We start from the raw sequence: 22,002 nt of genomic DNA, 5'->3' as shown, positions 1-22,002 counted from the left end.
TCCGTTGTTGGTATCCCGCCAACAGCAACAAACAACCGGGCAGGAAACCATGAGCAAATCCACCACAATCAAAAGCGTCGAGACGCTCGCCTGCGATGCCGGCTGGCGGAATTATCACTTCGTCAAGGTGACGACGACGGACGGGCTGGTCGGCTGGAGCGAATATGACGAGGGCTTCGGCGCGCCCGGCGTGACGGCGGCGATCGAGCGGCTGTCGGCGCGGGTGGTCGGCAAGAACGCGTTCGAGCACGAGCGGATCCATGTCGAGCTGTTCGCCGCGACGCGCCCTGCCGCCGGCGGCGTGGTGGCGCTGGCGCTCGGGGCGATCGAGAACGCGCTGCTCGACGTCAAGGCCAAGGCGCTCGGCGTGCCCTGCTACGACCTGCTCGGCGGCAAGATCCGCGACCGCGTGCGGGTCTACTGGTCGCATTGCGCGACCTGGCGCATCAATCATCCCGACTGGTACAAGCCGGCGATCACCGATCTCGACGGCGTCAAGGCGATCGGGGCCGAAGTGCGCGAGAAGAAATTCAGGGCGATGAAGACCAACATCTTCGTCTATACCGACGGCAAGCCGCAAGGCTGGCGCCCCGGCTTCGGTTCGCCGTTCCAGCCCGAGATCAATATCGACCGCACCGTGCTGCGCAATCTCTGCATGCACCTGGAGGCGATCCGCGACGGCGCGGGGCCGGATGTCGATCTCCTGCTCGACCTCAACTTCAACGCCAAGACCGAGGGCTATCTCAAGATCCTGCGCGCGATCGAGAAGATGGACATGTTCTGGGTCGAGATCGACACCTTCAACCCGCAGGCGCTCGGCTACATCCGCCGCCAGAGCCCGCACCCGATCTCATCCTGCGAGACGCTGCTCGGCCTGCGCGAGTTCCTGCCCTATTTCACCGAGCAGGCGATGGACGTCGCGATCATCGACACGCCGTGGAACGGGGTCTGGCAGTCGATGAAGGTCGCCGCCGCCGCCGAGCATTTCGAGGTCAACGTCGCGCCGCATAATTTCTACGGCCACCTCTGCACCATGATGAACGCGCATTTCTGCGCCGCGGTGCCGAACCTGCGCATCATGGAGACGGACATCGATCGCCTGGCCTGGGACCACGAGCTGTTCACCCACGTGCCTGAATTCGTCGACGGCCATCTGGTGATCCCGGATCGCCCGGGCTGGGGCACCGAGCCGAACGAGGAAGGCCTGCGCGCGCACCCGCCGAAGAACAAGGGCGGGCTGCTGAATTATGGATTGAAGAAGTAGGCGTTTGTTGCGCCGGCCCACACCCCATCGTCGTCCCGGCGAAGGCCGGGACCCATAACCACCGCTGCCTGGTGTGTAAGGGATTATCGCCCCAGCAGAGCAAAACAATGCGCAGTTGGGGTAATGAGTCCCGGCCCCCCCTGCGCAATTGCGCACTAGGCCGGGACGACGCATGACCCAACTCAACGGCCCTCAATTATCCTCGCGCACCGCCGTGAACGCGCTGTCGATCACGTCGCCGATCGGCTGCCAGGCATTGCCGTCGAACTGCACCAGCCGCATCTGCTTGATCGGGCGGAAGTCCTTCGGTCCGGTGTTGATCACGATCCCGGGCAGCGCGATCGGGCTCTGGTAATCCTTCAGCGACGCGGCCTGCCGCATGATGTTCTCGCGCGACAGATCGTCGCCGCACTGGCGCAGCACCTGCATCAGCGTATCGGCGGCGGCGTAGCCGAACACGGCGTAGATGTCGTCCTTATCGCCGTCGGGATAATACTTGTCCATGAAGGCGAGCCACGCCTTGATCTGCGGATCGTCCTTCCAGGAGGCATCGCCGGCATCCTTGAGGAACGAGGTCGAGATCACGCCGAGCGAGTTCTGCAGGCCCGCCGGCCGCAAGGCGCTGGCGATCGAGGCCGACGCATTGTCGAGGATGAATACCGGATGCCAGTCGAGGTCGGCCGCAACGCGGATCGCGCGTGCCGCGATCGCCGGCGCGCCGTCGAACACCAGGATATCGGCGCCGGAGTTCTTCAAAATTCCGATCTGGTTCTGGATCGCGGTCTCCGATGCATCGAAGGCGAGATCGGCGACGATCATGCCGGCGGTGTCGCCGAGCCCCTCCTGCAATCCCTTGAACAGGTCGCGGCCGAACTGGTCGTTCTGCCAGAGCACCGCGATCTTGCGCGAGGGATAGGCGGCCTGGATGTAATTGGCGTAGATCCGCCCCTCGGCGCGGAAGGTCGGCTGCCAGCCCATGGTCCAGGGAAAGGTCGCAGGATGCGCCCACGCCTCGTCGCCGGAAGCGACGAACAGCTGCGGGACCTTGTTCTCGTTGAGGTACTTCCGGACCGCGAGGTTGCTCGGCGTGCCGAACGAGCCGAACATCAACAGCACATCCTGCTTCTCGACGAGATCGCGGGTCTGCTCCATCGCGATCTTCGGATTGGAGCTGTCATCGACCGAGACGAACCTGACCTTGCGGCCGTTGATGCCGCCATGCTCGTTGACCATGTCGAAATAGGCCGCCTCCGCCCGCCCGATGGTCGCGAACGCGGCGAGCGGCCCGGTATAGGGCATGACGTTGCCGATGCGGATCTCGTTGCCGGCCGCCGCCGTCTGCGCCTGCTGCGCGCGCAACGGCGCCGCCGCGAGGACAGCTGCGAGGACGAGGGATATCGAAAGCGCAGTTTGTCTTTCTGTTTGCATCAACATCGCCACAAACGCGCCGGCACCAGGCCGGCGCTCCTCCCGAGCGAGCGGAGTTTATCGCCCAAGCCAATGCCGGAAAAATGAAATGTTGATGGCGGAGGCAGGCCTTCTTTCACCTCCCCCGCAAGCGCAGGGCAATCGCATATGGCAGCGAAAAGCTTGGCGGCGCTATTTCCACATCGTCATGGCCGGGCTTGTCCCGGCCATCCACGTCTTTTTCGCGCGGAAACCAAGACGTGGATGCCCGGCACAAGGCCGGGCATGACGAGTCTGTGGAGGGATCGAGCGCACATGCGATATCCCTGCCCGCAAGCGGGAGAGGGAGTGCAGTTCCGACTTGACGATCAGCGCAATATTATATCGAGCCAGCCCAGCGGGTTGACCGCGACGCGATCGCCGCTGTCGACCAGGACGGTCGTGGTTTCGGCCTCAATGATCGCGGGACCGGCCAGCGCTTGGCCCGGCCCGAGATCGTCGAGCGCGTAGACCGGCACCTCGCGCCAGGCACCGAACCAGGCCTGCCGCTTGCCGCGCGGCGCGCAGGGCGCAGCCGAGCTGGCCTTTCCGGCATCACTGCTGCCGCGCGCCACCTTGCCGACGGCGGCAACGCGGGCGTTGACGAACACCACCTCCTGCCCGCGCGAGGCATAGGTGTAGAGCTCCTCGTGGCGGCGATGGAAGCGTTCCTCGATCTGCGCCACCAGGTCGGCGGCGCCGAGATCGAGCTCGCCGAGCGGCACGTCGATCTCGAACACCTGCTCGCCGTAGCGCATCTCGGCCGAGCGCTCGATGCCGATATCGCCCTTGAACCAGTCGCGCAGCCGCCCCGCCGCCTGCTCTTCCAGCCCGGCGAACAAGGCGCGAACCTCGTCGGCGGAAATCCGGCCGGTGCCGTAATGGGTGCGGCTGACCTCGTAGCGCAGATCGCTGGTCAGCATGCCCCAGGCCGAAAGCACAGAGGCGACCGTCGGCACGATGATGCGCTTGATCTCGAGCTCGCGCGCGACCTCGGCGGCGTGCATGCCGGCGGCGCCGCCGAAGCTGAGCAGCGCGAATTTGCGCGGATCGACGCCGCGGCGCAAGGTCATCAGGCGGATGCCGTCGGCCATCTTCAGATTGATCATCTTGTAGATGCCGGCGGCGGCCTCGATCCGCGACAGCTCGAGCGCTGCGGCGATCCGGTCCACCGCGGCTTCCGACGCCGCACGGTCGAGCGGCCGCGCGCCGCCCATGAAGGCGGCGGCGTCGAGATAACCGAGCACGACATTGGCATCGGTGACGGTGGCAGCCGTGCCGCCATTGCCGTAGCAGGCCGGGCCCGGCACCGAGCCCGCGCTCTCCGGCCCGACCCGCAGCGTGCGGCCGCCGTCGACGCTCGCGATCGAGCCGCCGCCGGCGGCGATGCTGGCGATGTCGAGGCTGCGCAGCGCGATGCGCTGGCCGGCGAGCATGCCATCCGCCGACAGCGAGGCCTGGCCATCTGCGATCAGCGAGATGTCGGTCGAGGTGCCGCCCATGTCGAACGGCACGAGATCGGGGATCCCGAGCATCTCGGCGCAGCGGCGGCTGCCGGAGATGCCCCCGGCCGGCCCCGACAGCACCGTGCCCGCGGCGAGCCGCGAGGCTTCCTCCACCGGCGCCATGCCGCCATGCGACAGCACGACGAACAACGAGCCCTTGAAGCCCGCCTCATGCAGGCTACGCTCCAGATTGGTGAGATAGCGTCGCACCGTCGGCGCGACGTAGGCGTTCACGATTGTGGTCGACACACGCTCATATTCCTTGATCTGCGGCAGTACGTCGCTCGAGCGCGACACGCTGACGTCGGGCAGCTCCTTCGCCAGCTGCTCGACGGCAGCAAGCTCATACGCCGGGTTGAGATAGGCATGCAGAAAGCAGACCGCGACGGAATTCGCACCCGAACGTTTCACTTCCGCGATGACGTCGCCGAGCGCGGCGGCATCGAGCGCAACCGCAGCGCTGCCGTCGGCCTTCAGCCGCTCGCGCGCGCCAAAGCGGCGCTCGCGCGGCACCAGCGGCTCGGGCGGCGGCGTGCGCAGATCGTAGCGGTCCGGCTTCAACCCCTCGCGCATCTCGACGACGTCGCGATGACCTTCGGTGGCCAGCAGCGCAACTTTGGCGCCCTTGCGCTCGAGCAGCGCATTGGTCGCAACCGTCGTGCCGTGCACCAGGCGATCGGTCGCGGCGAGCATCGCCGCGCGCGTCACGCCGAGGCGGCGCGCCAGCTCTTCCAGTCCCGCCATCACGCCGATCGACTGATCGGCCGGCGTGGACGGCGATTTCGCGAACACGGTGCGCCCGCTTTGATCCGTCGCAACCAGGTCGGTGTAAGTGCCCCGCCGACGTCGACACCAATCGTATACATCGCTGCCCTACACCGCTTTCGAAACCAAACCTTGCGCAAGATCGCGCGCCCGCGCTTCCGCCGAGCGCTTCTCGGGTGGACCCCAGCCGCCGCCGCCGGAGGACCGGATCTCGAGGCAGTCGCCGGGGCGCAGCTCGATGCCGACTTCCTTCGTCTTCAACACGCGCGGCGCGCGGCCTTCCGAGAGCAGCCGGTAATGATGCGGCTCGCCGTCCTTGCCGCCGAGCATACCGCAGGGACCATGGCGCGCGCCGTCGCCGGCGGTGTTGCCCTTGGCCGGCTTCTGCGTCTCCAGCACCATGTCGAGCGCGACGCCAAGGCCGCCGCGATGCTGGCCGTCGCCGCCGGAGTCCGGCCGGAATTCGTGCTGGCGGAAATGCAGGGGAAAGCGCACCTCGGCCACCTCGATGCTGCCGAATTTGAGACCGCCGACCGAGTGCCATTCGCCGATCGACGAATAACCGTCGCCGCCCGGCGAGGCGCCGCCGCCGGGCCGAGCCTGGAACATGTGCCAGATGAAATTGCGTCCGTTGCGCGGGTCCTCACCCTGGATCGCGATGCGGAAGCGGCGCCCCCACCCGCCCATGACGCGATCTGGACAGGACGCCGACATCGCCTTGATGATGGCTTCAACGATCTCGTTGGAGGGATGGCTGGTGCACAAGGTGACGGGACGGCCGGGATCGGCCCAGACAATCGTGCCCTGCTTCGCCACCACCTTCAGCGGCCGCAGCGCGCCGGTGTTCTTCGGAATGTCGGCGTCGATCAGATAGGCAAAGGCCATCGCGACCGCTGCCTGCATGTTGGCGTGTGACGAATTGACGAAACTGGTCGACTGCGGATCGGAGCCGGTGAGATCGACCTCGATGTCGCTGCCCTTCTTGGTCACCTTGGCGGCGATCTTGATGTCGGTGCGGCCGTGGCCGTCATCGTCGAGCAGAGCTTCGCCGTAGAACACGCCGTCCTTCCAGGCGGACACCACGGCGCGGGTCTGCTGCTCGGTCGCATCGAGAATGGCCTCGATCGCGGCTTCGACCGTATCCGCGCCGAACTCGCTGAACAGTTTTGCGACACGGCGCTCGCCGAGATGCGCAGCGCCCAGCATCGCCGCGAGGTCGCCGCGGAATTCCCTGGGGTTGCGGATGTTCAAAGCCAGCAGGTCGAGCAGATCCTCGCGCGGCTTGCCGGCCTCGTAGAGCTTGATCGGCGGAATGCGGATGCCTTCCTGATAGATCTCGGTGGCGGCTGGATTGTAGGCGCCGTGGGTGGCGCCGCCGATATCGCTCTGATGCGCGCGCACGATGGTCCAGAGCAGCCGCTTGCCACTGTCGAACACCGGCACGAAGGCAGTGAGATCGGGCAGATGGCTGCCGCCCTGGTAGGGATCGTTGAGCAGGATGACGTCGCCGGGCGCGACATCCTTGAAGCGCTCCTCGACCGCCAGCGTCGCCCAGGGCAAGGCGCCGACATGAAACCGGAATGTGGTCGGCCTGCGCGATCAGCCGCCCGTTGGTGTCGCAGATCGCCAGCGAGAAATCGCGGCTGGAATTGAGGATCTGCGAATACGAGGTGCGAAGCATGGCTTCGCCCATCTCCTTCACGATCGACGACAGGCGGTGCTGGACGACGGAGCGGGTGATCGGATCGATCTTGGCGGACATCTTGGCCTTCTTGGCGCGAGGACTTGCGCAGGGAGGATCGTGGAACCGGTCGATCGAAACCGGAATTCCTTCTTATAGCCAGTGGCTTGCGGATCGCAAATCGGCTGGCCCGGCCAAAACGGATCATTCCGGCGATCAGCAAGTCGTGATCGACAAGAATCTGCCTGACGAAGGAATAGAACTCACGCTGCTGCGTCCCACCCATGCAAGCCGGCCCAAGCCCGTAACCGCTCGGGCCTCCCCGACAACTCCCAGGGTGAACGCAAATGCTTCCTCGATTCCTTAAGTCCGGCCTCGCGCCGCTCGCCGGCGCCGCCCTGCTTGCTTTTGCAGCTGCGGCGGCTGCTTTCGCGCATGACGACCATCATCCGGTCCAGACCGGGCAGACGGCCGAAGAGAGCGCCTTCCTTGCTGAAAACGATACCGCGATGACCAAGATGATGAATGACATGGCGGCCAAGCCGAGCGGCGACATCGACCGCGACTTCGTCGCGATGATGCAGCCGCATCATCAGGGCGCGATCGACATGGCCGTGATCGAGCTCCGCTACGGCAAGAACGAGCAGCTGCGCCGGATCGCGCAGGAAATCATCGTCGAGCAGCAGCAGGAGATCGACGCCATGAAGCTCGCGATCGGAGATCCGGTTACGGCGTCCGCGCCCGCCCCAACACAGCAGACCCCGGCGCCTGCCGCTCACGATCATATGAACATGTCCCACGGAATGAAGAACTAGGAGCCTCAAACGATGAACCGTCAAATCCTCAAGAGCCTGCTGGCCACGACCGTGCTGGCGATGTCGAGCCCTGCTTTCGCCGGACAGGGGCCGGGCGCTGCGTCCGCGCCCGACATTCCGGTCAGCCATCACGATCGCGTCTACGCCGCCGAGCAGTTCTCCAACACGGTGTCGGTCACCGACCCGGCCGACAACAAGCTGCTCGGCGTGATCCGGCTCGGCGACCCGCAGCCGGGCAATTTCAGCCCGCTCTACAAGGGCCAGGTGCTGGTCCACGGCATGGGCTATTCGCCCGACCACCGCACCCTCGCGGTGGTCTCGATCGGTTCGAACTCGGTGAGCTTCATCGACACGGCAACCAACGCGGTCAAGCACGTCACCTATATCGGGCGGTCACCGCACGAGGCGTTCTTCACGCCCGACGGCAAGGAAGTATGGGTCACCGTGCGCGGCGAGAATTACATCTCGGTCATCGACGCGCAGAGCTTCAAGGAAACGACGCGCATCGAGGTGCCCGCGGGACCCGGCATGCAGATCTTCTCGCCCGACGGCAAGTACGGCTACATCTGTTCGTCGTTCAATCCGGAGACCGACGTGGTCTCGGTCGCAGACCATCAGATCGTCGCCAAGGTGAAGCAGGAAAGCCCGTTCTGCCCGAACATCGCGGCGTCGCCCGATGGCGACCAGGTCTGGTTCACGCTGAAGGATGTCGGCAGGACGCAGGTGTTCAACGCCAAGCCGCCGTTCAACCTGATCAAGACCATCGACAGCGGCCCGATCACCAACCACGTCAATTTCGCCAGGACCTCAAAGGGGACCTTCGCCTATGTGACCATCGGCGGCACCAACGAGGTCAAGGTGTTCCGAACCGACGATTTCTCGCAAGTCGCGACCATTCCCGTCGGCAATCTGCCGCACGGCGTCTGGCCGTCCGGCGACGGCACGCGGGTCTATGTCGGTCTCGAAAATGCCGACGCGCTGGCCGCGATCGACACCGCGACCAACAAGGTGATCGCCAACATCCCGATCGGCCAGGCGCCGCAGGCGATCGTCTATGTGCCGAACGCCGCGCCAAATCCGGAAGATCGCCAGAACCTGCAAGCCCTCGGCGTCGCCGGCCAGGCCGCTCACCTCGCGCTCGCACCGAAAAAGCAAGCCAAGGGCGAGAAGCCGCCGACCAGCGTATCGCTGTTCGATCAAGGGCTGATCCAGGTGCTGCAGGCTTCCGTGACCGGGCTCGAGCCGAAGCAGCGCTACGTGCTGGGATTGGCCGAACACGCTGACGGTGGCGGCATGGTGGAGCCGCTGGCAGCCTTCATGACCAATCCGGCCGGCTCCGCGATCGTCAACGCGGCCGGTCCGATCCGGCAGATCGTGCAGAGCGCGGCCAGGGCGGAGCGACGCTACCTCGTCATCGCAGCCGGCGAGCCGGCGAAACTCGGCGCGGTCGTGCAGGTACAAGCGCCATGAGCGACATGCTGCACCTGGTCGAGCCGCTGATACCCGCCTTGCGGCGTTATGCGCGGGCCCTGGTCCGCGATCACGCCGCGGCCGACGACCTGGTGCAGGACTGCCTGGAACGCGCCGTCATCCACTGGGAGCAGCGGCGGTCGGACAATCCGCGCCCGTGGCTGTTCGCGATCCTGCATAATCTCGCCATCAACCAGTTTCGCCGCGCAACGGTGCGCGGCGTTCATGTCGCGATCGACGAAACCAACGAGGGTTCGTTCGGCCAGGAAGCGGCGCAGGAGCACAAGGTGATGTATCGCGACGTCATGGCGAAGCTCACCAGGCTTCCGCATGACCAGCGTGCGGTGCTGCTGCTCGTCGGCGTTGAGGATTTGTCCTACGCCGATGCCGCGAAGGTGCTTGGGGTGCCCATTGGCACGGTGATGTCACGCCTCGCGCGCGCCCGCGAGCGGCTGCATCACGAACTGGAGGGGACTCCCGGCGACCGGGATCATAATGTCGTGCAATTGCGGAACAAGACATGAGTAACCGACCCATTACAGAAGACGATCTGCACGCCTATGTCGATCGCGCGCTCGAGCCGGAACGCGAGGCCGAGGTCCGCGCCTATCTGGACAAGCATCCGGACGTGGCCAAGCGCATCGCCGCCTACTCCGATGAGCGTAACCTCTTGCGATCGGCGCTGCTGCCGATCGCCGAGGAGCCGCTGCCGCCGCGGCTCAACCTCGCCAGAATGATCGAGAGCCCGCGCCGCCGCCCCTCGTCGTTGCGCTGGGCCATCGCAGCGATGCTGATGCTCTCGATCGGCGGCCTCGGTGGATGGATGATCCGCGGCGTAACGCTTGCGCCGGCCGGCGGGCTCGCAGCGCTTGCCGAGGAGGCAAACGATTCCTACAGAGTGTACGCCTCCGATCATACGCGGCCGGTCGAGTTGCGCGACAGCACCGAGCTTGTGCAATGGGTCTCCAACCGGTTGCATCAACCGGTCAAGCTGCCGGATCTCACCAAGTCGGGATATCGCTTGATGGGCGGACGGGTAGTGCCGACCGCACATGGTCCTGCGGCCATGTTCATGTACGACGACGATCGCGGCGAGCGGCTTGTGGTTCTCACCCGCCCGATGACGTCAGACCAGAACGCGCCGATGGCGGCGCATTCGGGTGGCGATGTCGCGGGCTTCTCGTGGGCCGACGGCGGTACGGGCTACTCCCTGGTGGGGCCGCGCGGGGGCGATTCCCTGCGGCCGCTTGCCAACGAGATTCGCAAGCAGGCGCAGACGATCTGATCGGAACGGCGCGCTAAAGCATGATCCGGAAAAGTGCGAGCGGTTTTCCGAAAAGATCATGCTCAAACAAAGAGCCAAGGCGCGATGACGATTCAACCCAATCTCATCGCGCTTTAGGGCCTGGTGTAGACCAGGAACAGCACGGTCCCGATCACCAGAGCGCCGGCGATGAACAGCAGCACCGCGGGCAGCCCGAACAGCGCCGCGACGCCGGCGGTGCTCGATTGCAGCAGCGCTGCGCCAAGGAAGAACGCGAGATTGACCGAGGACAGCGCCTTGCCGGTGTTCTGTGCGGCGACAAGCTGCCGCGTCATGCCGTAGATCAGCGGCTGCGCCGACGTCGCAAGCCCGATCAGGATCAACAGCACCAAGTCATATTGCGTCGGCATCACGGCAACCCCGAAGAGGTTCGAGACCGGGAAATGCGGCGCACCGGCCGCCATCAAGACGAGCAGCAGCGCGGCGATGGCGTGCGTCACCGCCACCATGGCACGGCGGTGCCCGAACTTGCGATCGAAAGCGCCGATGCAGGCTGGGCCGACGATCATCGCCAGCGTGAACAGGCCGAGCACATTGCCGGCCTCGATCCGGCTCAGCCCTTTCTCGTCCATCAGCCACGGGCCGCCCCACAAGCCGCGCAAGGTCAGCGACGCGCCGAGCGACACCAGCGACAGCGCGATCAGGCCGCGCAGGCCGCGCGACATGCCGAGCCGCAGTACCTCGGCCATCTGGTGCAGCGGCGAGGAATCATCCGCATGCGCCGCCGGCTGCCGCGGCACCAGCGCGAACACCGCGATCAGCACGACAATGCCGAAGCCGGCCGAAACCCAGAAACCGGCGCGCCAGCCGAACTGATCGACCACGAACGCCAGCGGGCTTGCCGACAGCAGCATGCCGATATTGCCGATTGAGAGGATCAGGCCGGACCACAGGCCGAACTTCGCCGCCGACATCTGTTTCGCCGCGAGCGTCATCGGGCACATCAGCATGCCCGAAGTGGCGACGCCGAGCATGAGCTGGCCGAGCACAAAGCTCGCAGGCCCCGTCGCCAGCGCCGAGACCAGCGTTCCGATCACGGTACCGGCGAGCAGGCTCAGCGACACCGGCCGCACGCCGAAACGATCCATCGCGGCGCCGACCGGGATTTGCGAGGCGGCAAAGGAGAAATGATAGATCGAGGTGAGGCTCGCGAGCGCCTGCGGCGAGGTGCCGAAATCCGACGCCATCAGATCGAGGCTGATCGCCGGGATGGTCCGCAGCAGCGTCGACAGCATGTGGCCGGAGGCCAATGCCAGAAGTGCAAGCACCAGGGCGCGGAACCCGATCCCCGCCTCTTCCTTCGTCACCACGCCGTCCACGAATCGCCTCTTCCCCGAGCGGTTTGGCGACGGGCGTAACATTATTGGGCGGAGGGTGCCAATCGGTTAGCCCTCTCCCCGTTCTTCACGGGGTCGAGACGAGCGAAGCTCGCTCTAAAGGGTTGGGTGAGGGGCTGCACCCGCGAACACGGTGACAATTGGATGTGCGGAGACTCCCCCTCACCCGGAACGCATCTAACGATGCGTTCCGACCTCTCCCCGCACGCGGCAGGGGTGTCCGGGGAAATTCAGGCATAGCGGAGCTCCATCTGGTCAGGTGAGATGGTTGATTTCCGACGGCTGGGGTTGATGGGCGGAGGTTTGTCGATGGCAGCGAGGGATCGACGCGTGAGCAGGAGCTGGCCGACGAGTTCGGCGAACCTGAGCGGGAGCATTTTGATGCAGTTGGTGTGAGCGGCGATGCGCAGCAGCAGGTAGGCAATCATCGCAGCGAGCACCTGAAGGCGGATCGCGTTGTCGTTGGCGCCGAGGAACTTGCGAATATCGAGATGCTGCTTGATCCAGCGGAACAGCAGCTCGATTTGCCATCGGCTCTTGTAGAGGGCGGCGATCTCGACGGCGCTACGGGCAAGGTCGTTGGTCAGGAGTGTGATCTTGCCGCCTTTCTCGCGTCTGATCTTGATGCGGCGGAGCGGGATTGGAAGGCGCGAATCGCCCTTGCTGGTGAGCTTCACCTCGTCATCGGCAAGGATTTCGAAGCCATCCCCGTTACGCTTGCGGATGGCGCGATGCCTGAGCGAGCGAAGACGGATGCTCGTCTTCGCCCGGGTAACGAAGAAAGCCTTGCTATCATTGATCTTCTGCCACCAGTCGAAACGGCAATAGCCCTTGTCAAACACATAGGTGGTGGCGGGCTGGATTGGGGTCTGTCGGCCGATCTCGATGTCATTGACGTTCGCGGCCGTCATCTCGACGCAGGTCGGGACATCGCTCCTTGGGTCGTAGACGACATGCAGCTTCATGCCGCGGATGCGGCCGTTCCACGTCGCCCAACTGCAGACCTTGCCGAGCGGGATCGGACTGGCGTCGATCAGACGCACCATCTCCATGCCTTCACTCCGCAGCTGGCGACGCGCCATCGCCGACAGCGCCGCAAAGGTTTGCGCGAAAATGCCGATCGGACGGCGGGCATTGGCATCGGACAACGTCGAGCGCGACAGCTTGCCGGTTCCCAAGTGATAGTGATGCTGCGAATTGGCGTTGAAGCCAGTCACCACCCCGCGCAGACTGCTGTTGCCGCTAAGCTGGGCATAGATCAGCGCCACCAGATGATCCCAGCTCCTGAACGACTTGTCGTAGGCATCCCCGTCCAGACGATCCACAACCGTCTGAAACTGCCGTCGATTGATCGGTTCAAGCAGCCTTCCAAAAATGCTACCGCGATATCGCATGCTCGGCCCTCTGTGTCTCGACAACCAGAAAAGACCGATTTGCCTCGGTCCTGCCGAGCATGCACCGCGACACAGTGAATCATTCCCCGGACACCCCTGCGCACGCGGGGCGAGGTGACTTCACTGCTTATGGAACACCAGCGTGCGCAGCTCGATGCTCTCGCGCGGCGCGGCATCCGCCGGCGTGGTCGGATCGACGAACGCCGTATGCGGCCCGAACCGCGTGCGACCGTCGGTCGCCGAGTCGTAGCATTTCAGCAGGATCGCCTCGTCCGGCGTCATCTCGGGAATGTAGAACCAGCGGTGGTTCGGATTGTACTTCACCGAGTAGGTCTCGCCGCTGCGGTTCGGATAGATCAGGTCCGAAGCAATCAAATCCTCCGGCGCGACCGTGGTGCCATCGGCCATCGCCAGCGGTGAATCCCGCAGGGGACCGCGGATCGGGCGCCACAGGTTGATCACCTGGACACGGCCCTTGACCAGCTGCTCGGCCTCGTCGGGCAGGTGCTCGAACACCCGGTTGCGGCCGGAGACGGCGGTCTGGTCGACATGGACGCGGGTCGCCGGCTGGCGCGGACCACCGCCGCGGATGTCAGCCGCGCCCTCGACGCGCTTGCGCACGGTGTGATCGAAGATGACAACGCGATCCGCCTTCAGCGTCGCCTTCAGGAAGGCTTCGACGGCGGGATAGTAGACGTTGCGGACTTCGTTCTCGTCGTAATAGTCCTTGACGCTGGTCGGATGCTTGACCAGCGCAAAGCCCTCGCGATCGAGCGAGAAGCTGTCGGCGATCAAACGCCCGTCAAATATCGGAACATTGTGGGCTTCGGGCAGCGCGGTGGATTTGGGTTCGCCGGGCGGCGGATCGAAGGCGTAGGTCCGGGGCTTGCCCGGCGTCGGCGCGAGATAATTCAGTTCAGCGGTCACAAACGGCAGCGACTCGATGCGAGTTTGTTGAAGGCCCATGGTGATCTCCCGGACTCGATTGTTCGTGCTTTTGATCTTGGCGGCGCCGGGCGGGGTGGCAAGGTCGTGGCGAAAATAGCAACGTTGCTGGTTTTGGAATGTGCCAAACGGGGAAAATCCTTGCCGCGCGGCAGCCGGCGGACGAATGGATGTTTTGAATCACGGGTTCGTTAGCGGTGCAATAGTGCGGAGCTGAATCGCTTCCGCGCAGACGGTCCACATCTCCCGCCTGCAGGGCCGCCGCAGGTGCGCCGGCAAAATATCGAAAACAACCCCATGCAAAGGACCTCGCGGCTGCCGGCCTTCGACAGGGCAGCTTGACACGTCGGGCAAATCAGGGATATTTTTCCAATATTCCGAAATCGTGCGAGCACCCGCCGTCCTGGCGAAAGCCAGGACGACGCTGAATGTTTGGTGTCGCTTGCAAATTGCCTACAGTCCCGCGCCCTTCCCGACGGCCGCACCAAACGAGCGGTCGACGATGTCGGCGGCGTTGATCTTCTGCCGGATCAGGCCCCAGCGGTCGTAGAGGTCGATGGTCTTCTGCTCGTCGGCGACCACGCTGTCGTCGATCGGCGCGATGCGGATCTTGGCCCGCGTCAGCCAGTTCACCGCCACCGCGGGCGGGATGTTCATCAGCCTGCCCCAGGTCGCAGCGTAGCCCTCGACATTGTTCTGCGACCATGCGCGCGCCGCGGCGAGGCGACGCAGGAAATCCTCGAGCTCGGCGCGCTTGCCCTTGATCGCATCGGGCGTTGCGACCTGGAAGCCGAGGCCGGGCGTGATGCCGTCAGCCGTGATGACGCGGCGCGACTTGAACAGCACCTCTTCCTGGCTCACATAAGGCTCCCAGGTCGACCAGGCGTCGACCGAACCTTGCGTGTAGGCGACCTTGGCATCCGACGGCGCGAGGAACACGATCTGCACGTCGTTCGCCTGCCAACCCCTGGATTCCAGCGCCGCCAGGATCAGCTGATGGCCGATCGAGCCGCGGCCGGTTGCGATCTTCTTGCCGCGCAGATCGTCGAAGCTCTTGATCGCGGAGTTCTCCGGCACCACGACCGCGAGCCCGTCGCGCGACTGCCGCACCGCGGCGATCGCCTTGACCGGAATTTTGGCGGCCGCCGCGAAGGTGAACGGCGCGTCGCCGACCAGCCCGGTATCGATCGCGCCTGCGCCCAGGGCCTCCAGCAGCGGCGCGGCTGCGGCGAACTCCTTCCACTCGATCTTGTAGGGAACGTCCTTGAGCACACCGGCCGCTTCCATCACGGCCTGCGAATTGCCCTTCTGGTCGCCGACGCGCAGCGTGGTCTGCGCGAAGGCCGCGTCGACGGCGACGAGCGCAAGCACTGCCGCAACAATGAGACGGATCATTCGGCGGCAATCCCCCGCTGCTGGTCGCGCGCTTCGATCAGCTTGCGGGTCAGCGGGATCAGCGCCCGGCCATAATCGATCGCATCGACCAGCGGGTCGAAGCCGCGGATCAGGAAGTGGCTGACGCCGAGATCGTAATAATCGCCGAATACCTCGGCGACCTGCTCGGGTGTGCCGACCAGCGCGGTGGTATTGCTGTTGGCGCCCGTCAGTTTGGCGATCTCGGTCCACAGCCGCTTGTCGATGCGCGTACCCTGATCGGCGAGCGCCAGCAGCCGCTTGGCGCCGTCGGTCGCGTGGTTGGGACGGCGATAGCCGGTCTGGTCCTGCAGCGCGGTGGCGCGCTCGAGGATATGTTCCGCCTTCTTCCACGCCTTCTCTTCGGTGTCGGCGAGGATCGGCCGCACCGACAGACTGAAGCGCGGCGTCGGCCTTCCGTGCCTGGCCGCGGCGGCGCGCACCCGCGCGGTGACGTCGCGCACCTGCGCGTAGGACTCGCCCCACAGCGCGAAAGTATCGGCGTGCTTGCCCGCGACCTCGACCGCAGCGTCCGAGCCGCCGCCGACGAAGGTGTAGATGCTGCCCTTCTGCAACGGCTTCACCTGCGAGAAGCCGTTCTCGACGTTGTAATACTTGCCGCTGTAGTTGAACGGCTTCTCGCTGGTCCACTCCAGCCGCACCACGTCGAGGAATTCGCTGGTGCGGGCGTAGCGCTCGTCCTTGTCGTCGAGCGTGTTGCCGTCCTGGCGCAGCTCGATGGCGTTGCCGCCCGTGATGACGTGCAGCGAGACGCGGCCGCCATAGAACTGATCCAGCGTCGCGAGCTGGCGCGCCAGCAGCGTCGGCGCGGTGAAGCCCGGTCGCTGCGCGATCATCACCTTGAGCTGCTTGGTGATGGTCAGGACATGCTGCGCGACCTGCAACGCATCCGGCGTGGTGGAATGGAACGCCAGCAGCGCGCGATCGAATCCGGCGAGCTCATGCGCCTTGGCCACTGTCTCGATATAGGGCGGATCGAGCACCGGGCCTGAGCGGACGATGGTCTCGGAGGCATTGTTGTTGGTGATGAAGCCGATGAACTCGACCGGCATAACGGGAACTCCGTTGTTGTTGGCTATTGTTTTCAGACGCCCAGCGCGGAGCGTCCGGCGGAGACACGGGTGGCATCGTCTTGCGGGGTATGGACGCGGCCGCACAGCACGTCACGGTAATGCCGCTCCAGCGGATTGGTGCGCGACAGGCCGTGATTGCTGGTCAGCGACAAGGCATCCTCCACCACTGCCGCGGCGTTATTGGTCACCGTCAGCTTGATGATGTTAGACTCGATCGCGGACAGCGGGAAGCCGTTATCGAAATCGGCGGCGAAGCTGTCGATCAGGCGGGCATTGACCGCAAGCCGCGCCTCGATCGCGCCGACGACCTCCTGCATCCGCGGCAAGGTCGCGAGCGGCGCGCCGAGATTGGCGGGCACCCGCTGCTTCAGGAATGTGACCAGCCAATCGCGGGCCGCGTGGGCGATGCCGTCATAGATCGCGGCGACGAAGATCGCATGCACGGTCGCCTGGGTAACGTCAGGAACCTTCCAGTCGTCGGGCGTGCGCACGTCGATCTCGTAATCCAGCGGAAACACGACGTCGTCGAAGATCACGGTGTGGCTGCCGCTGGCGCGCAGGCCGAGATGGTCCCAGCTCTCCTCGATCCGCGTTCCCGGCAGACCGGCGGGAACCAGAAACAAGCCGACACGGGTCTCCTGCTCGTCGGTCTTCGCCCAGACCGAATACCATTTCAGGATCGGCGCGCCGGTCGAATAGATCTTCTTGCCGGTCAGCCGCCAGCCGGTCTCGGTGCACCGCGCCGTCGTCGCCGGCAGGCCACCGCGCGCGGGCGAGCCGAGCTCGGGCTCGACGCGCAATGCGTTGATCAGCGCCACGCCTTCGACCGTTTCCTTGGCAAGCTTGCGCGACAGCCGGCCCGGCCAACGCGTGCTGCGCGCCATCACCAGATGCTGGATGTAATGCATCGACAGCACCAGCGCGGTCGACGGATCGGCCTTGCCGATGATGCCGAGCACGCGCGTGGCGTCGCGGGCGCCTGCTCCGCCGCCGCCGAGCGCGGCCGGCACGGTCAGCGCCAGCAGGCCTTCGCGCGAAAGATCCGCGAAATTCTCGAACGGAAAGCTGGCGTCGCGGTCGTGCGCCGGTGCACGCGCTGCAAACACGTCGGCGAGCCGCAACGCGCGCGCGATGTGCTCCGGCTCGTCCGCCGGATGCAGTTCCCTCGCCGCAGACGTCACCATGTCGCCTCCAGTCCGAGCAGGCCGAGAATCTGCTTGCGCAGCTCAGCCAGATAGGGATCGCCGCGATGCCGCGGGTACGGCCTGGCGACTGCGATGTCCGCCTTGATGCGCGCCGGCCGATCGGACAGCACGATGACGCGGTTGGCGAGCACCAGCGCCTCCTCGACGTCGTGGGTGACCAACAGCGTGGTAAAGCCCTTGCGCTGCCACAGCGCGACGAGTTCTGACTGCATGGCGATCCGCGTCAGCGAATCGAGCTTGCCGAGCGGCTCATCGAGCACCAGGATCTTCGGATCGTTGACCAGTGCGCGCGCCAGCGCCACGCGCTGCGCCATGCCGCCGGACAACTGGTGCGGATAAGCGTTGCGGAACGAGGACAGGCCGACCAGCTCGATGACGTCATCGACGCGGTGGCGCTGCGCCTTCAGAATGCCCTGCGCTTCGAGGCCAAGCGCAACATTGTCCCACACCGTGCGCCACGGAAACAGCGTCGGGTCCTGGAACACGACAACCCGCGACGGATGCGGTCCGGCGATGCGGACTTCATCCTCGCGCAGCGTGCCCGCGCGCGGCTTCTCCAGCCCGGCCACCAGCCGCAGCAAGGTCGACTTGCCGCAGCCGGACGGGCCGAGCAGCGCGACGAACTCGCCCGGCGCGATCGCGAGGTTGACATTGTCGAGCACCGGCAGCGTGGCGCCATCGATATCGAAGGCGTGGCTGACGCCTTCGATATCGAGCTCGGCGCCGACCGCCGGATAGGTGATCGCCTCAGCTGCGGACTGCGCTACCATTTGACGACGCCCTTCTGCCAGACCAGCAGGCGGTCGCGGGTGCGGAACAAGAGCGTGATCGCGCCGGAGCAGAGCAGCGACATCACGATCAGCGCCGCATACATGTTGGCATACGCCGCCCAGCCCTGCGCCCATTGCAGGTACCAGCCGAGCCCGGCCTTGACGCCGATCATCTCGGCGACGACGAGCACCGCGAAGGACGAGCCGAGCCCCATGAACAGGCCGACGAACACATGCGGCAGCGCGGCGGGGATCGCGACCTTCAGCACCAGGAATGACGGTTTTGCGCCGAGCGTGCGCGCGACGTCGTAATAGGCGCTGCTGACGCTCGCGACGCCCGACCAGGTCAGGACCGTCACCGGAAAGCCGGTGGCAAGCGCGATCAGGAAGGTCGAGGCGCTCCAGCTCGACGGAAAGGTGAAGAAAGCGATCGGCAGCCAGGCCGTAGCCGGCAGCGGGCCGATGAAGCGCAGCACCGGATGCACCCAGTAACCGATCTTCTGCGACCAGCCGATCGAGACACCGGTGATAAAGCCGACGGTTGCGCCGATGATGTAGCCGCCGAGCTGCAGCTTGATCGAGGCGAACACGCTATCGAGCAGTTTCGGCAGATCGTCGGTATAGACCTCGAGGATCGACTGCGGCGGCGGGAAGAACGGCAGCGGCAGCCAAGCGAACTTTGCGGTGGCCACCTCCCACAACGTCACGAAGGCGCCGAACGCCACCAGCCATGGCGCGCGCTTGCGCAACGCCTGCCCGGCGCCGCCGAGATAATCCGCGCTGAATGTGCCGAACAGGATGAACGCGGCGATGACGATCGCGCCGATGCCGAGCGATCCGGTCCGCGACCAGTCGCCGACATCGGGCCAATAAAGGCATGAGAGGCCGAATGCGAGCCAGACGAGGCTCGCCGCAAGGCCGACACCGTAACTGCCGGAGAGGTTCGAGAACGTGACCGCCGCACGCGGCGCGGCCGCGGCCGTCGCGTCAGACACTGAATACGTCGACATAGATCCGCTCCGCGAATTTGGCCGTGTCGGTGCTCTGCTTGAACACCTGCACCGTCTTGAGGTCGTCGGCGTAGCCCTTCAGCTCGCGCTTGAGCACCTCGCCGGTCGGATGATGGTGATGGGTGTGGTAGCGCGCCATTGCCTCGAGATCGGCGAGGCTCGCCGCCTTCGGCGCATAGGGCTGGAACGACTTCGCCGCCTTGTCCGGGTTCTGCGAGGTGAACATCGCGGCGTCGAGCAGCGCCTGGGTGATGGCGCGCGCGACTTGAGGCTCCTCGCGCACCAGGCTGCCGCGCAGGCCGACGATGCAGCAGCTCTTGTCGCGATATTCGCCGTCGAGGTTGGAGGCGACCTCCTTGTACTGCGCATCCTTCAGCCAAAGATAGGCCAGCGGGTCCGACGACAGGAAGGCCTGCACCTCGCCCTTCTCGACCGCGACATTGAGCAGATTGCCGGGATAGGCGCGCCAGTCGACGTCCTTGATCGGGTCGATGCCGAGCTTGGCAAGCTGGATCGAGAAGAAATTCTTGTCGGGACCGGCGAGATCGCCGACCGCGACGATCTTGCCCTTGAGATCGGCGAGCTTGTCGACCCCGGAATTAGTTCGGGTCAAGACGCGCATGCAGCCGCCATGGGTGCCGGCAGCGATCTTGACGTCAAAGCCCTGCTCCAGCGGCTTCAGCCAGCGCAGCGCCATGCCGAGACCGGCGTCGCTCTTGCCGGTGGCGATCGCCTCCAGCAGCTGGTCGGTCGAGCCCGAATAGTTGACCAGCTCGACGTCGAGATTCTGTTTCTGGAAGAAGCCGTGGTCGATCGCGACCGGCAGCGGCGCAAGGCAGACCGCGCCGGCGTTCCAGGACAGCTTCAGCTTGCGCGGCGCGCCGGTCAAAGCCGGTGCATCGGATGCGGTCTTGCAGACCGGGAATTCCGAGAAGTCGATCGCCGGCGTGACCGCCCGCGGCGCGAACGCCTGCGCACTATACGCCCCGATCGGCGCGGCAAAGGCCGCGGCGGCGCCCGCACGCAGCAATGTGCGGCGATCCATCACCGTCTTCTTGTTATCCGTCGACATCTTCACTCCTGCATTTCGGCAAGGCTCCGCCCCGCGCGCAAAACGTCTCCGTTTGAACGCCCCGTCGTTCGAAGCACATGGTTCAGAAAAAAGCGGATTTCTCCGGCGCGATTGCACTCAAAGCAACATGCAAATGATGCGGCGCGACAAGATCATCGTCAATGAAATGGAATTTCGAATGTTGTCGGCGCCACAGCTGAACTCTCCACGATCGCATCGCGCGGCGATGAAAGGATTTTCACGATCGTCCCAGACGGAGATGCGGCGCGATCACCCGTGACTGCATCAAATCTAGGCGTTTTGCGGCCGCATGCGCGATGTCTTCTACGCGCGGCCTGCTTGACGAGATCATCCTTGCCACGCAGCCGGCGAATTCAGATTTCCGTTTCGTTGACGGCGAACGGCTTGCTCATAGACTTGATCGAACGCTGCCGCGAGTTCCGCGGCGCAGCGAATGAATCAGGAAGAAAATTCATATGCGCAAACTGACCCGCTCGGGCCCTGCCTATTCTCTCACCCGCCGCACGGCGGCAGCGCTGATCACGGCCGTGATCACGCTGTCGACATCGGCTGCGGCGCTCGCGGCCGACGCGATCGTGCTGCGCGTCGGCGACCAGAAGGGCGGCAACCGCTCGCTGCTGGAGATTTCCGGCCTCGCCAAGGATCTGCCCTACAAGATCGAGTGGTCGGAATTCCCCGCCGCAGCCCCGATCCTGGAAGCAATCAACGCCGGCGCGCTCGACGTCGGCTACACCGGCGATCTGTCCTTCCTCACGGTCTATGCATCGGGCGCGCCGATCAAGGCGATCGGCGGCACGCGCTCCGATGCGCGGACGCAGGCGATCCTGGTGCGCGGGGATTCGCCGATCAAGACCGCGGCCGATCTGAAGGGCAAGCGCCTCGCCGGCACGCGCGGCGGCTGGGGCCAATTCCTGATCAACGCGACGCTGGAAAAAGCCGGCAGCAGGATCGAGGACGCGACCTTCGCCCCGCTCGGCCCGGTCGACGCCAAGATCGCGCTGCTCGCCGGCTCGATCGACGCCTGGGCGGTGTGGGAGCCGTATATCTCCTACGCCACGCTGAAGGACAAGGCGCGCGTCGTCGCCGACGGCGAAGGGCTGACGCCGACCATCACCTTCATCGTCGCCTCCGACAACGCGATCGCAACCAAGCGCGCGGCGGTGCAGGACCTGGTGCAGCGGCTCAACAAGGCGCGGCTGTGGTCGCTCGACCATCTCGCCGAGTACGCCAGGAACACGGCCGAGCTCACAAAACTGCCGGAGGACGTGCTGCTCGCCGCCTACACCGCTCAGAAGACGAGCCCGATCGCGATCGACGAGGCCGTGGTGAAGGAGGTGCAGGCCGCCTCCGATCGCGCCACGCGCTACGGTATCCTCGGCAAGACGCTGGATGTCGGCAAGGCCGTCGACCGCAGCTTCACGGCAAGCGCGCGCTCGAACTAGCGGCGCGCGTGAACCGGGCACGCTCTTTC

At 65.3% G+C, this 22,002-nt stretch carries 18 protein-coding genes and 1 pseudogene; 6 read left to right on the top strand and 13 right to left on the bottom strand.

Annotated elements, in window-relative coordinates:
• Window positions 1-49: 49 nt before the first annotated feature.
• The gene (locus ACVMIH_RS39955; RefSeq protein ID WP_253624142.1) at window positions 50-1,264 is read left to right on the top strand and encodes a mandelate racemase/muconate lactonizing enzyme family protein; all 1,215 of its coding nucleotides are present in this window, start codon (window positions 50-52) and stop codon (window positions 1,262-1,264) included.
• Window positions 1,265-1,456: 192 nt separating this feature from the next.
• Here ACVMIH_RS39955 and ACVMIH_RS39950 read toward each other — a convergent pair whose 3' ends face one another.
• From ACVMIH_RS39950 to ACVMIH_RS39935, 4 genes and pseudogenes are all read right to left on the bottom strand, one after another.
• A complete protein-coding gene (locus ACVMIH_RS39950; RefSeq protein ID WP_057015158.1) occupies window positions 1,457-2,692 on the bottom strand; it encodes an ABC transporter substrate-binding protein in 1,236 nt (411 codons plus the stop codon).
• A gap of 347 nt (window positions 2,693-3,039) precedes the next feature.
• A complete protein-coding gene (locus tag ACVMIH_RS39945) occupies window positions 3,040-5,007 on the bottom strand; it encodes a hydantoinase/oxoprolinase family protein (protein ID WP_456866119.1) in 1,968 nt (655 codons plus the stop codon).
• 81 nt (window positions 5,008-5,088) lie between these two features.
• On the bottom strand, window positions 5,089-6,540 hold the full coding sequence (locus tag ACVMIH_RS39940; protein ID WP_456866116.1) for a hydantoinase B/oxoprolinase family protein: 1,452 nt from the start codon (window positions 6,538-6,540) through the stop codon (window positions 5,089-5,091).
• Window positions 6,541-6,619: 79 nt separating this feature from the next.
• A pseudogene (locus tag ACVMIH_RS39935) lies at window positions 6,620-6,673 on the bottom strand (hypothetical protein); the annotation flags it as partial.
• Between the two features lie 335 nt (window positions 6,674-7,008).
• Between ACVMIH_RS39935 and ACVMIH_RS39930 the strand changes: the two are divergent.
• Genes ACVMIH_RS39930 through ACVMIH_RS39915 form a run of 4 tightly spaced genes read left to right on the top strand, consistent with a single transcriptional unit; the run spans window position 7,009 to window position 10,231 of the window.
• Window positions 7,009-7,476 (top strand): DUF305 domain-containing protein, encoded by a 468-nt coding sequence (locus ACVMIH_RS39930; RefSeq protein ID WP_057015145.1) that lies wholly within the window; start codon window positions 7,009-7,011, stop codon window positions 7,474-7,476.
• Between the two features lie 12 nt (window positions 7,477-7,488).
• Entirely contained in the window at window positions 7,489-8,946 is a 1,458-nt protein-coding gene (locus ACVMIH_RS39925; RefSeq protein WP_057015144.1) for a YncE family protein, read from the top strand.
• Window positions 8,943-9,470: an RNA polymerase sigma factor gene (locus ACVMIH_RS39920; RefSeq protein WP_057015143.1), complete on the top strand. Its 528-nt coding sequence runs from the start codon at window positions 8,943-8,945 to the stop codon at window positions 9,468-9,470. The genes ACVMIH_RS39925 and ACVMIH_RS39920 overlap by 4 nt, the downstream gene beginning before the upstream one ends.
• The gene (locus tag ACVMIH_RS39915) at window positions 9,467-10,231 is read left to right on the top strand and encodes an anti-sigma factor family protein (protein WP_057015142.1); all 765 of its coding nucleotides are present in this window, start codon (window positions 9,467-9,469) and stop codon (window positions 10,229-10,231) included. Before ACVMIH_RS39920 ends, ACVMIH_RS39915 begins: the two co-directional genes overlap by 4 nt.
• Before the next feature lie 113 nt (window positions 10,232-10,344).
• On the opposite strand, the gene ACVMIH_RS39910 is transcribed toward ACVMIH_RS39915, so the two are convergent.
• The 9 genes from ACVMIH_RS39910 to ACVMIH_RS39870 all read right to left on the bottom strand — a co-directional run bounded on the left by ACVMIH_RS39910 (window position 10,345) and on the right by ACVMIH_RS39870 (window position 20,510).
• Entirely contained in the window at window positions 10,345-11,580 is a 1,236-nt protein-coding gene (locus ACVMIH_RS39910) for an MFS transporter (RefSeq protein WP_057015141.1), read from the bottom strand.
• A 257-nt stretch (window positions 11,581-11,837) separates the two neighbouring features.
• Window positions 11,838-13,001, bottom strand: a complete 1,164-nt coding sequence (locus ACVMIH_RS39905; protein ID WP_057015126.1) for an IS4 family transposase — start codon at window positions 12,999-13,001, stop codon at window positions 11,838-11,840.
• A 120-nt stretch (window positions 13,002-13,121) separates the two neighbouring features.
• Window positions 13,122-13,967 carry a CmcJ/NvfI family oxidoreductase gene (locus tag ACVMIH_RS39900; protein ID WP_076824469.1) on the bottom strand — a complete coding sequence of 282 codons (846 nt, stop codon included), beginning with the start codon at window positions 13,965-13,967 and terminating at the stop codon, window positions 13,122-13,124.
• Between the two features lie 432 nt (window positions 13,968-14,399).
• Window positions 14,400-15,341 carry an ABC transporter substrate-binding protein gene (locus ACVMIH_RS39895; protein ID WP_456866114.1) on the bottom strand — a complete coding sequence of 314 codons (942 nt, stop codon included), beginning with the start codon at window positions 15,339-15,341 and terminating at the stop codon, window positions 14,400-14,402.
• Window positions 15,338-16,432, bottom strand: coding sequence for an LLM class flavin-dependent oxidoreductase (locus tag ACVMIH_RS39890; RefSeq protein ID WP_456866111.1), 1,095 nt, complete (start codon window positions 16,430-16,432; stop codon window positions 15,338-15,340). Before ACVMIH_RS39890 ends, ACVMIH_RS39895 begins: the two co-directional genes overlap by 4 nt.
• A gap of 32 nt (window positions 16,433-16,464) precedes the next feature.
• Window positions 16,465-17,637 carry an acyl-CoA dehydrogenase family protein gene (locus ACVMIH_RS39885; protein ID WP_456866107.1) on the bottom strand — a complete coding sequence of 391 codons (1,173 nt, stop codon included), beginning with the start codon at window positions 17,635-17,637 and terminating at the stop codon, window positions 16,465-16,467.
• Window positions 17,631-18,428 carry an ABC transporter ATP-binding protein gene (locus ACVMIH_RS39880; protein WP_229193070.1) on the bottom strand — a complete coding sequence of 266 codons (798 nt, stop codon included), beginning with the start codon at window positions 18,426-18,428 and terminating at the stop codon, window positions 17,631-17,633. Before ACVMIH_RS39880 ends, ACVMIH_RS39885 begins: the two co-directional genes overlap by 7 nt.
• On the bottom strand, window positions 18,422-19,438 hold the full coding sequence (locus ACVMIH_RS39875; RefSeq protein WP_141340949.1) for an ABC transporter permease: 1,017 nt from the start codon (window positions 19,436-19,438) through the stop codon (window positions 18,422-18,424). The genes ACVMIH_RS39880 and ACVMIH_RS39875 overlap by 7 nt, the downstream gene beginning before the upstream one ends.
• Entirely contained in the window at window positions 19,416-20,510 is a 1,095-nt protein-coding gene (locus ACVMIH_RS39870) for an ABC transporter substrate-binding protein (protein ID WP_253624147.1), read from the bottom strand. Before ACVMIH_RS39870 ends, ACVMIH_RS39875 begins: the two co-directional genes overlap by 23 nt.
• 476 nt (window positions 20,511-20,986) lie before the next feature.
• On the opposite strand from ACVMIH_RS39870, the gene ACVMIH_RS39865 reads away from it, so the two are divergent.
• The gene (locus ACVMIH_RS39865; RefSeq protein WP_156436032.1) at window positions 20,987-21,973 is read left to right on the top strand and encodes an ABC transporter substrate-binding protein; all 987 of its coding nucleotides are present in this window, start codon (window positions 20,987-20,989) and stop codon (window positions 21,971-21,973) included.
• Window positions 21,974-22,002 lie beyond the last annotated feature (29 nt).

This window comes from Bradyrhizobium sp. USDA 4503, assembly GCF_054055815.1.
This window is presented reverse-complemented; position numbering and strand designations above follow the sequence as displayed.

Excerpts from the sequence above, each read along its gene's own strand:
- ACVMIH_RS39955 (WP_253624142.1), top strand. The coding sequence starts at position 50 with ATGAGCAAATCCACCACAATCAAAAGCGTCGAGACGCTCGCCTGCGAT.
- ACVMIH_RS39950 (WP_057015158.1), bottom strand. The coding sequence starts at position 2,692 with ATGCAAACAGAAAGACAAACTGCGCTTTCGATATCCCTCGTCCTCGCA.
- ACVMIH_RS39930 (WP_057015145.1), top strand. The coding sequence starts at position 7,009 with ATGCTTCCTCGATTCCTTAAGTCCGGCCTCGCGCCGCTCGCCGGCGCC.
- ACVMIH_RS39925 (WP_057015144.1), top strand. The coding sequence starts at position 7,489 with ATGAACCGTCAAATCCTCAAGAGCCTGCTGGCCACGACCGTGCTGGCG.
- ACVMIH_RS39920 (WP_057015143.1), top strand. The coding sequence starts at position 8,943 with ATGAGCGACATGCTGCACCTGGTCGAGCCGCTGATACCCGCCTTGCGG.
- ACVMIH_RS39915 (WP_057015142.1), top strand. The coding sequence starts at position 9,467 with ATGAGTAACCGACCCATTACAGAAGACGATCTGCACGCCTATGTCGAT.
- ACVMIH_RS39905 (WP_057015126.1), bottom strand. The coding sequence starts at position 13,001 with ATGCGATATCGCGGTAGCATTTTTGGAAGGCTGCTTGAACCGATCAAT.
- ACVMIH_RS39900 (WP_076824469.1), bottom strand. The coding sequence starts at position 13,967 with ATGGGCCTTCAACAAACTCGCATCGAGTCGCTGCCGTTTGTGACCGCT.
- ACVMIH_RS39895 (WP_456866114.1), bottom strand. The coding sequence starts at position 15,341 with ATGATCCGTCTCATTGTTGCGGCAGTGCTTGCGCTCGTCGCCGTCGAC.
- ACVMIH_RS39890 (WP_456866111.1), bottom strand. The coding sequence starts at position 16,432 with ATGCCGGTCGAGTTCATCGGCTTCATCACCAACAACAATGCCTCCGAG.
- ACVMIH_RS39885 (WP_456866107.1), bottom strand. The coding sequence starts at position 17,637 with ATGGTGACGTCTGCGGCGAGGGAACTGCATCCGGCGGACGAGCCGGAG.
- ACVMIH_RS39880 (WP_229193070.1), bottom strand. The coding sequence starts at position 18,428 with ATGGTAGCGCAGTCCGCAGCTGAGGCGATCACCTATCCGGCGGTCGGC.
- ACVMIH_RS39875 (WP_141340949.1), bottom strand. The coding sequence starts at position 19,438 with ATGTCGACGTATTCAGTGTCTGACGCGACGGCCGCGGCCGCGCCGCGT.
- ACVMIH_RS39870 (WP_253624147.1), bottom strand. The coding sequence starts at position 20,510 with ATGTCGACGGATAACAAGAAGACGGTGATGGATCGCCGCACATTGCTG.
- ACVMIH_RS39865 (WP_156436032.1), top strand. The coding sequence starts at position 20,987 with ATGCGCAAACTGACCCGCTCGGGCCCTGCCTATTCTCTCACCCGCCGC.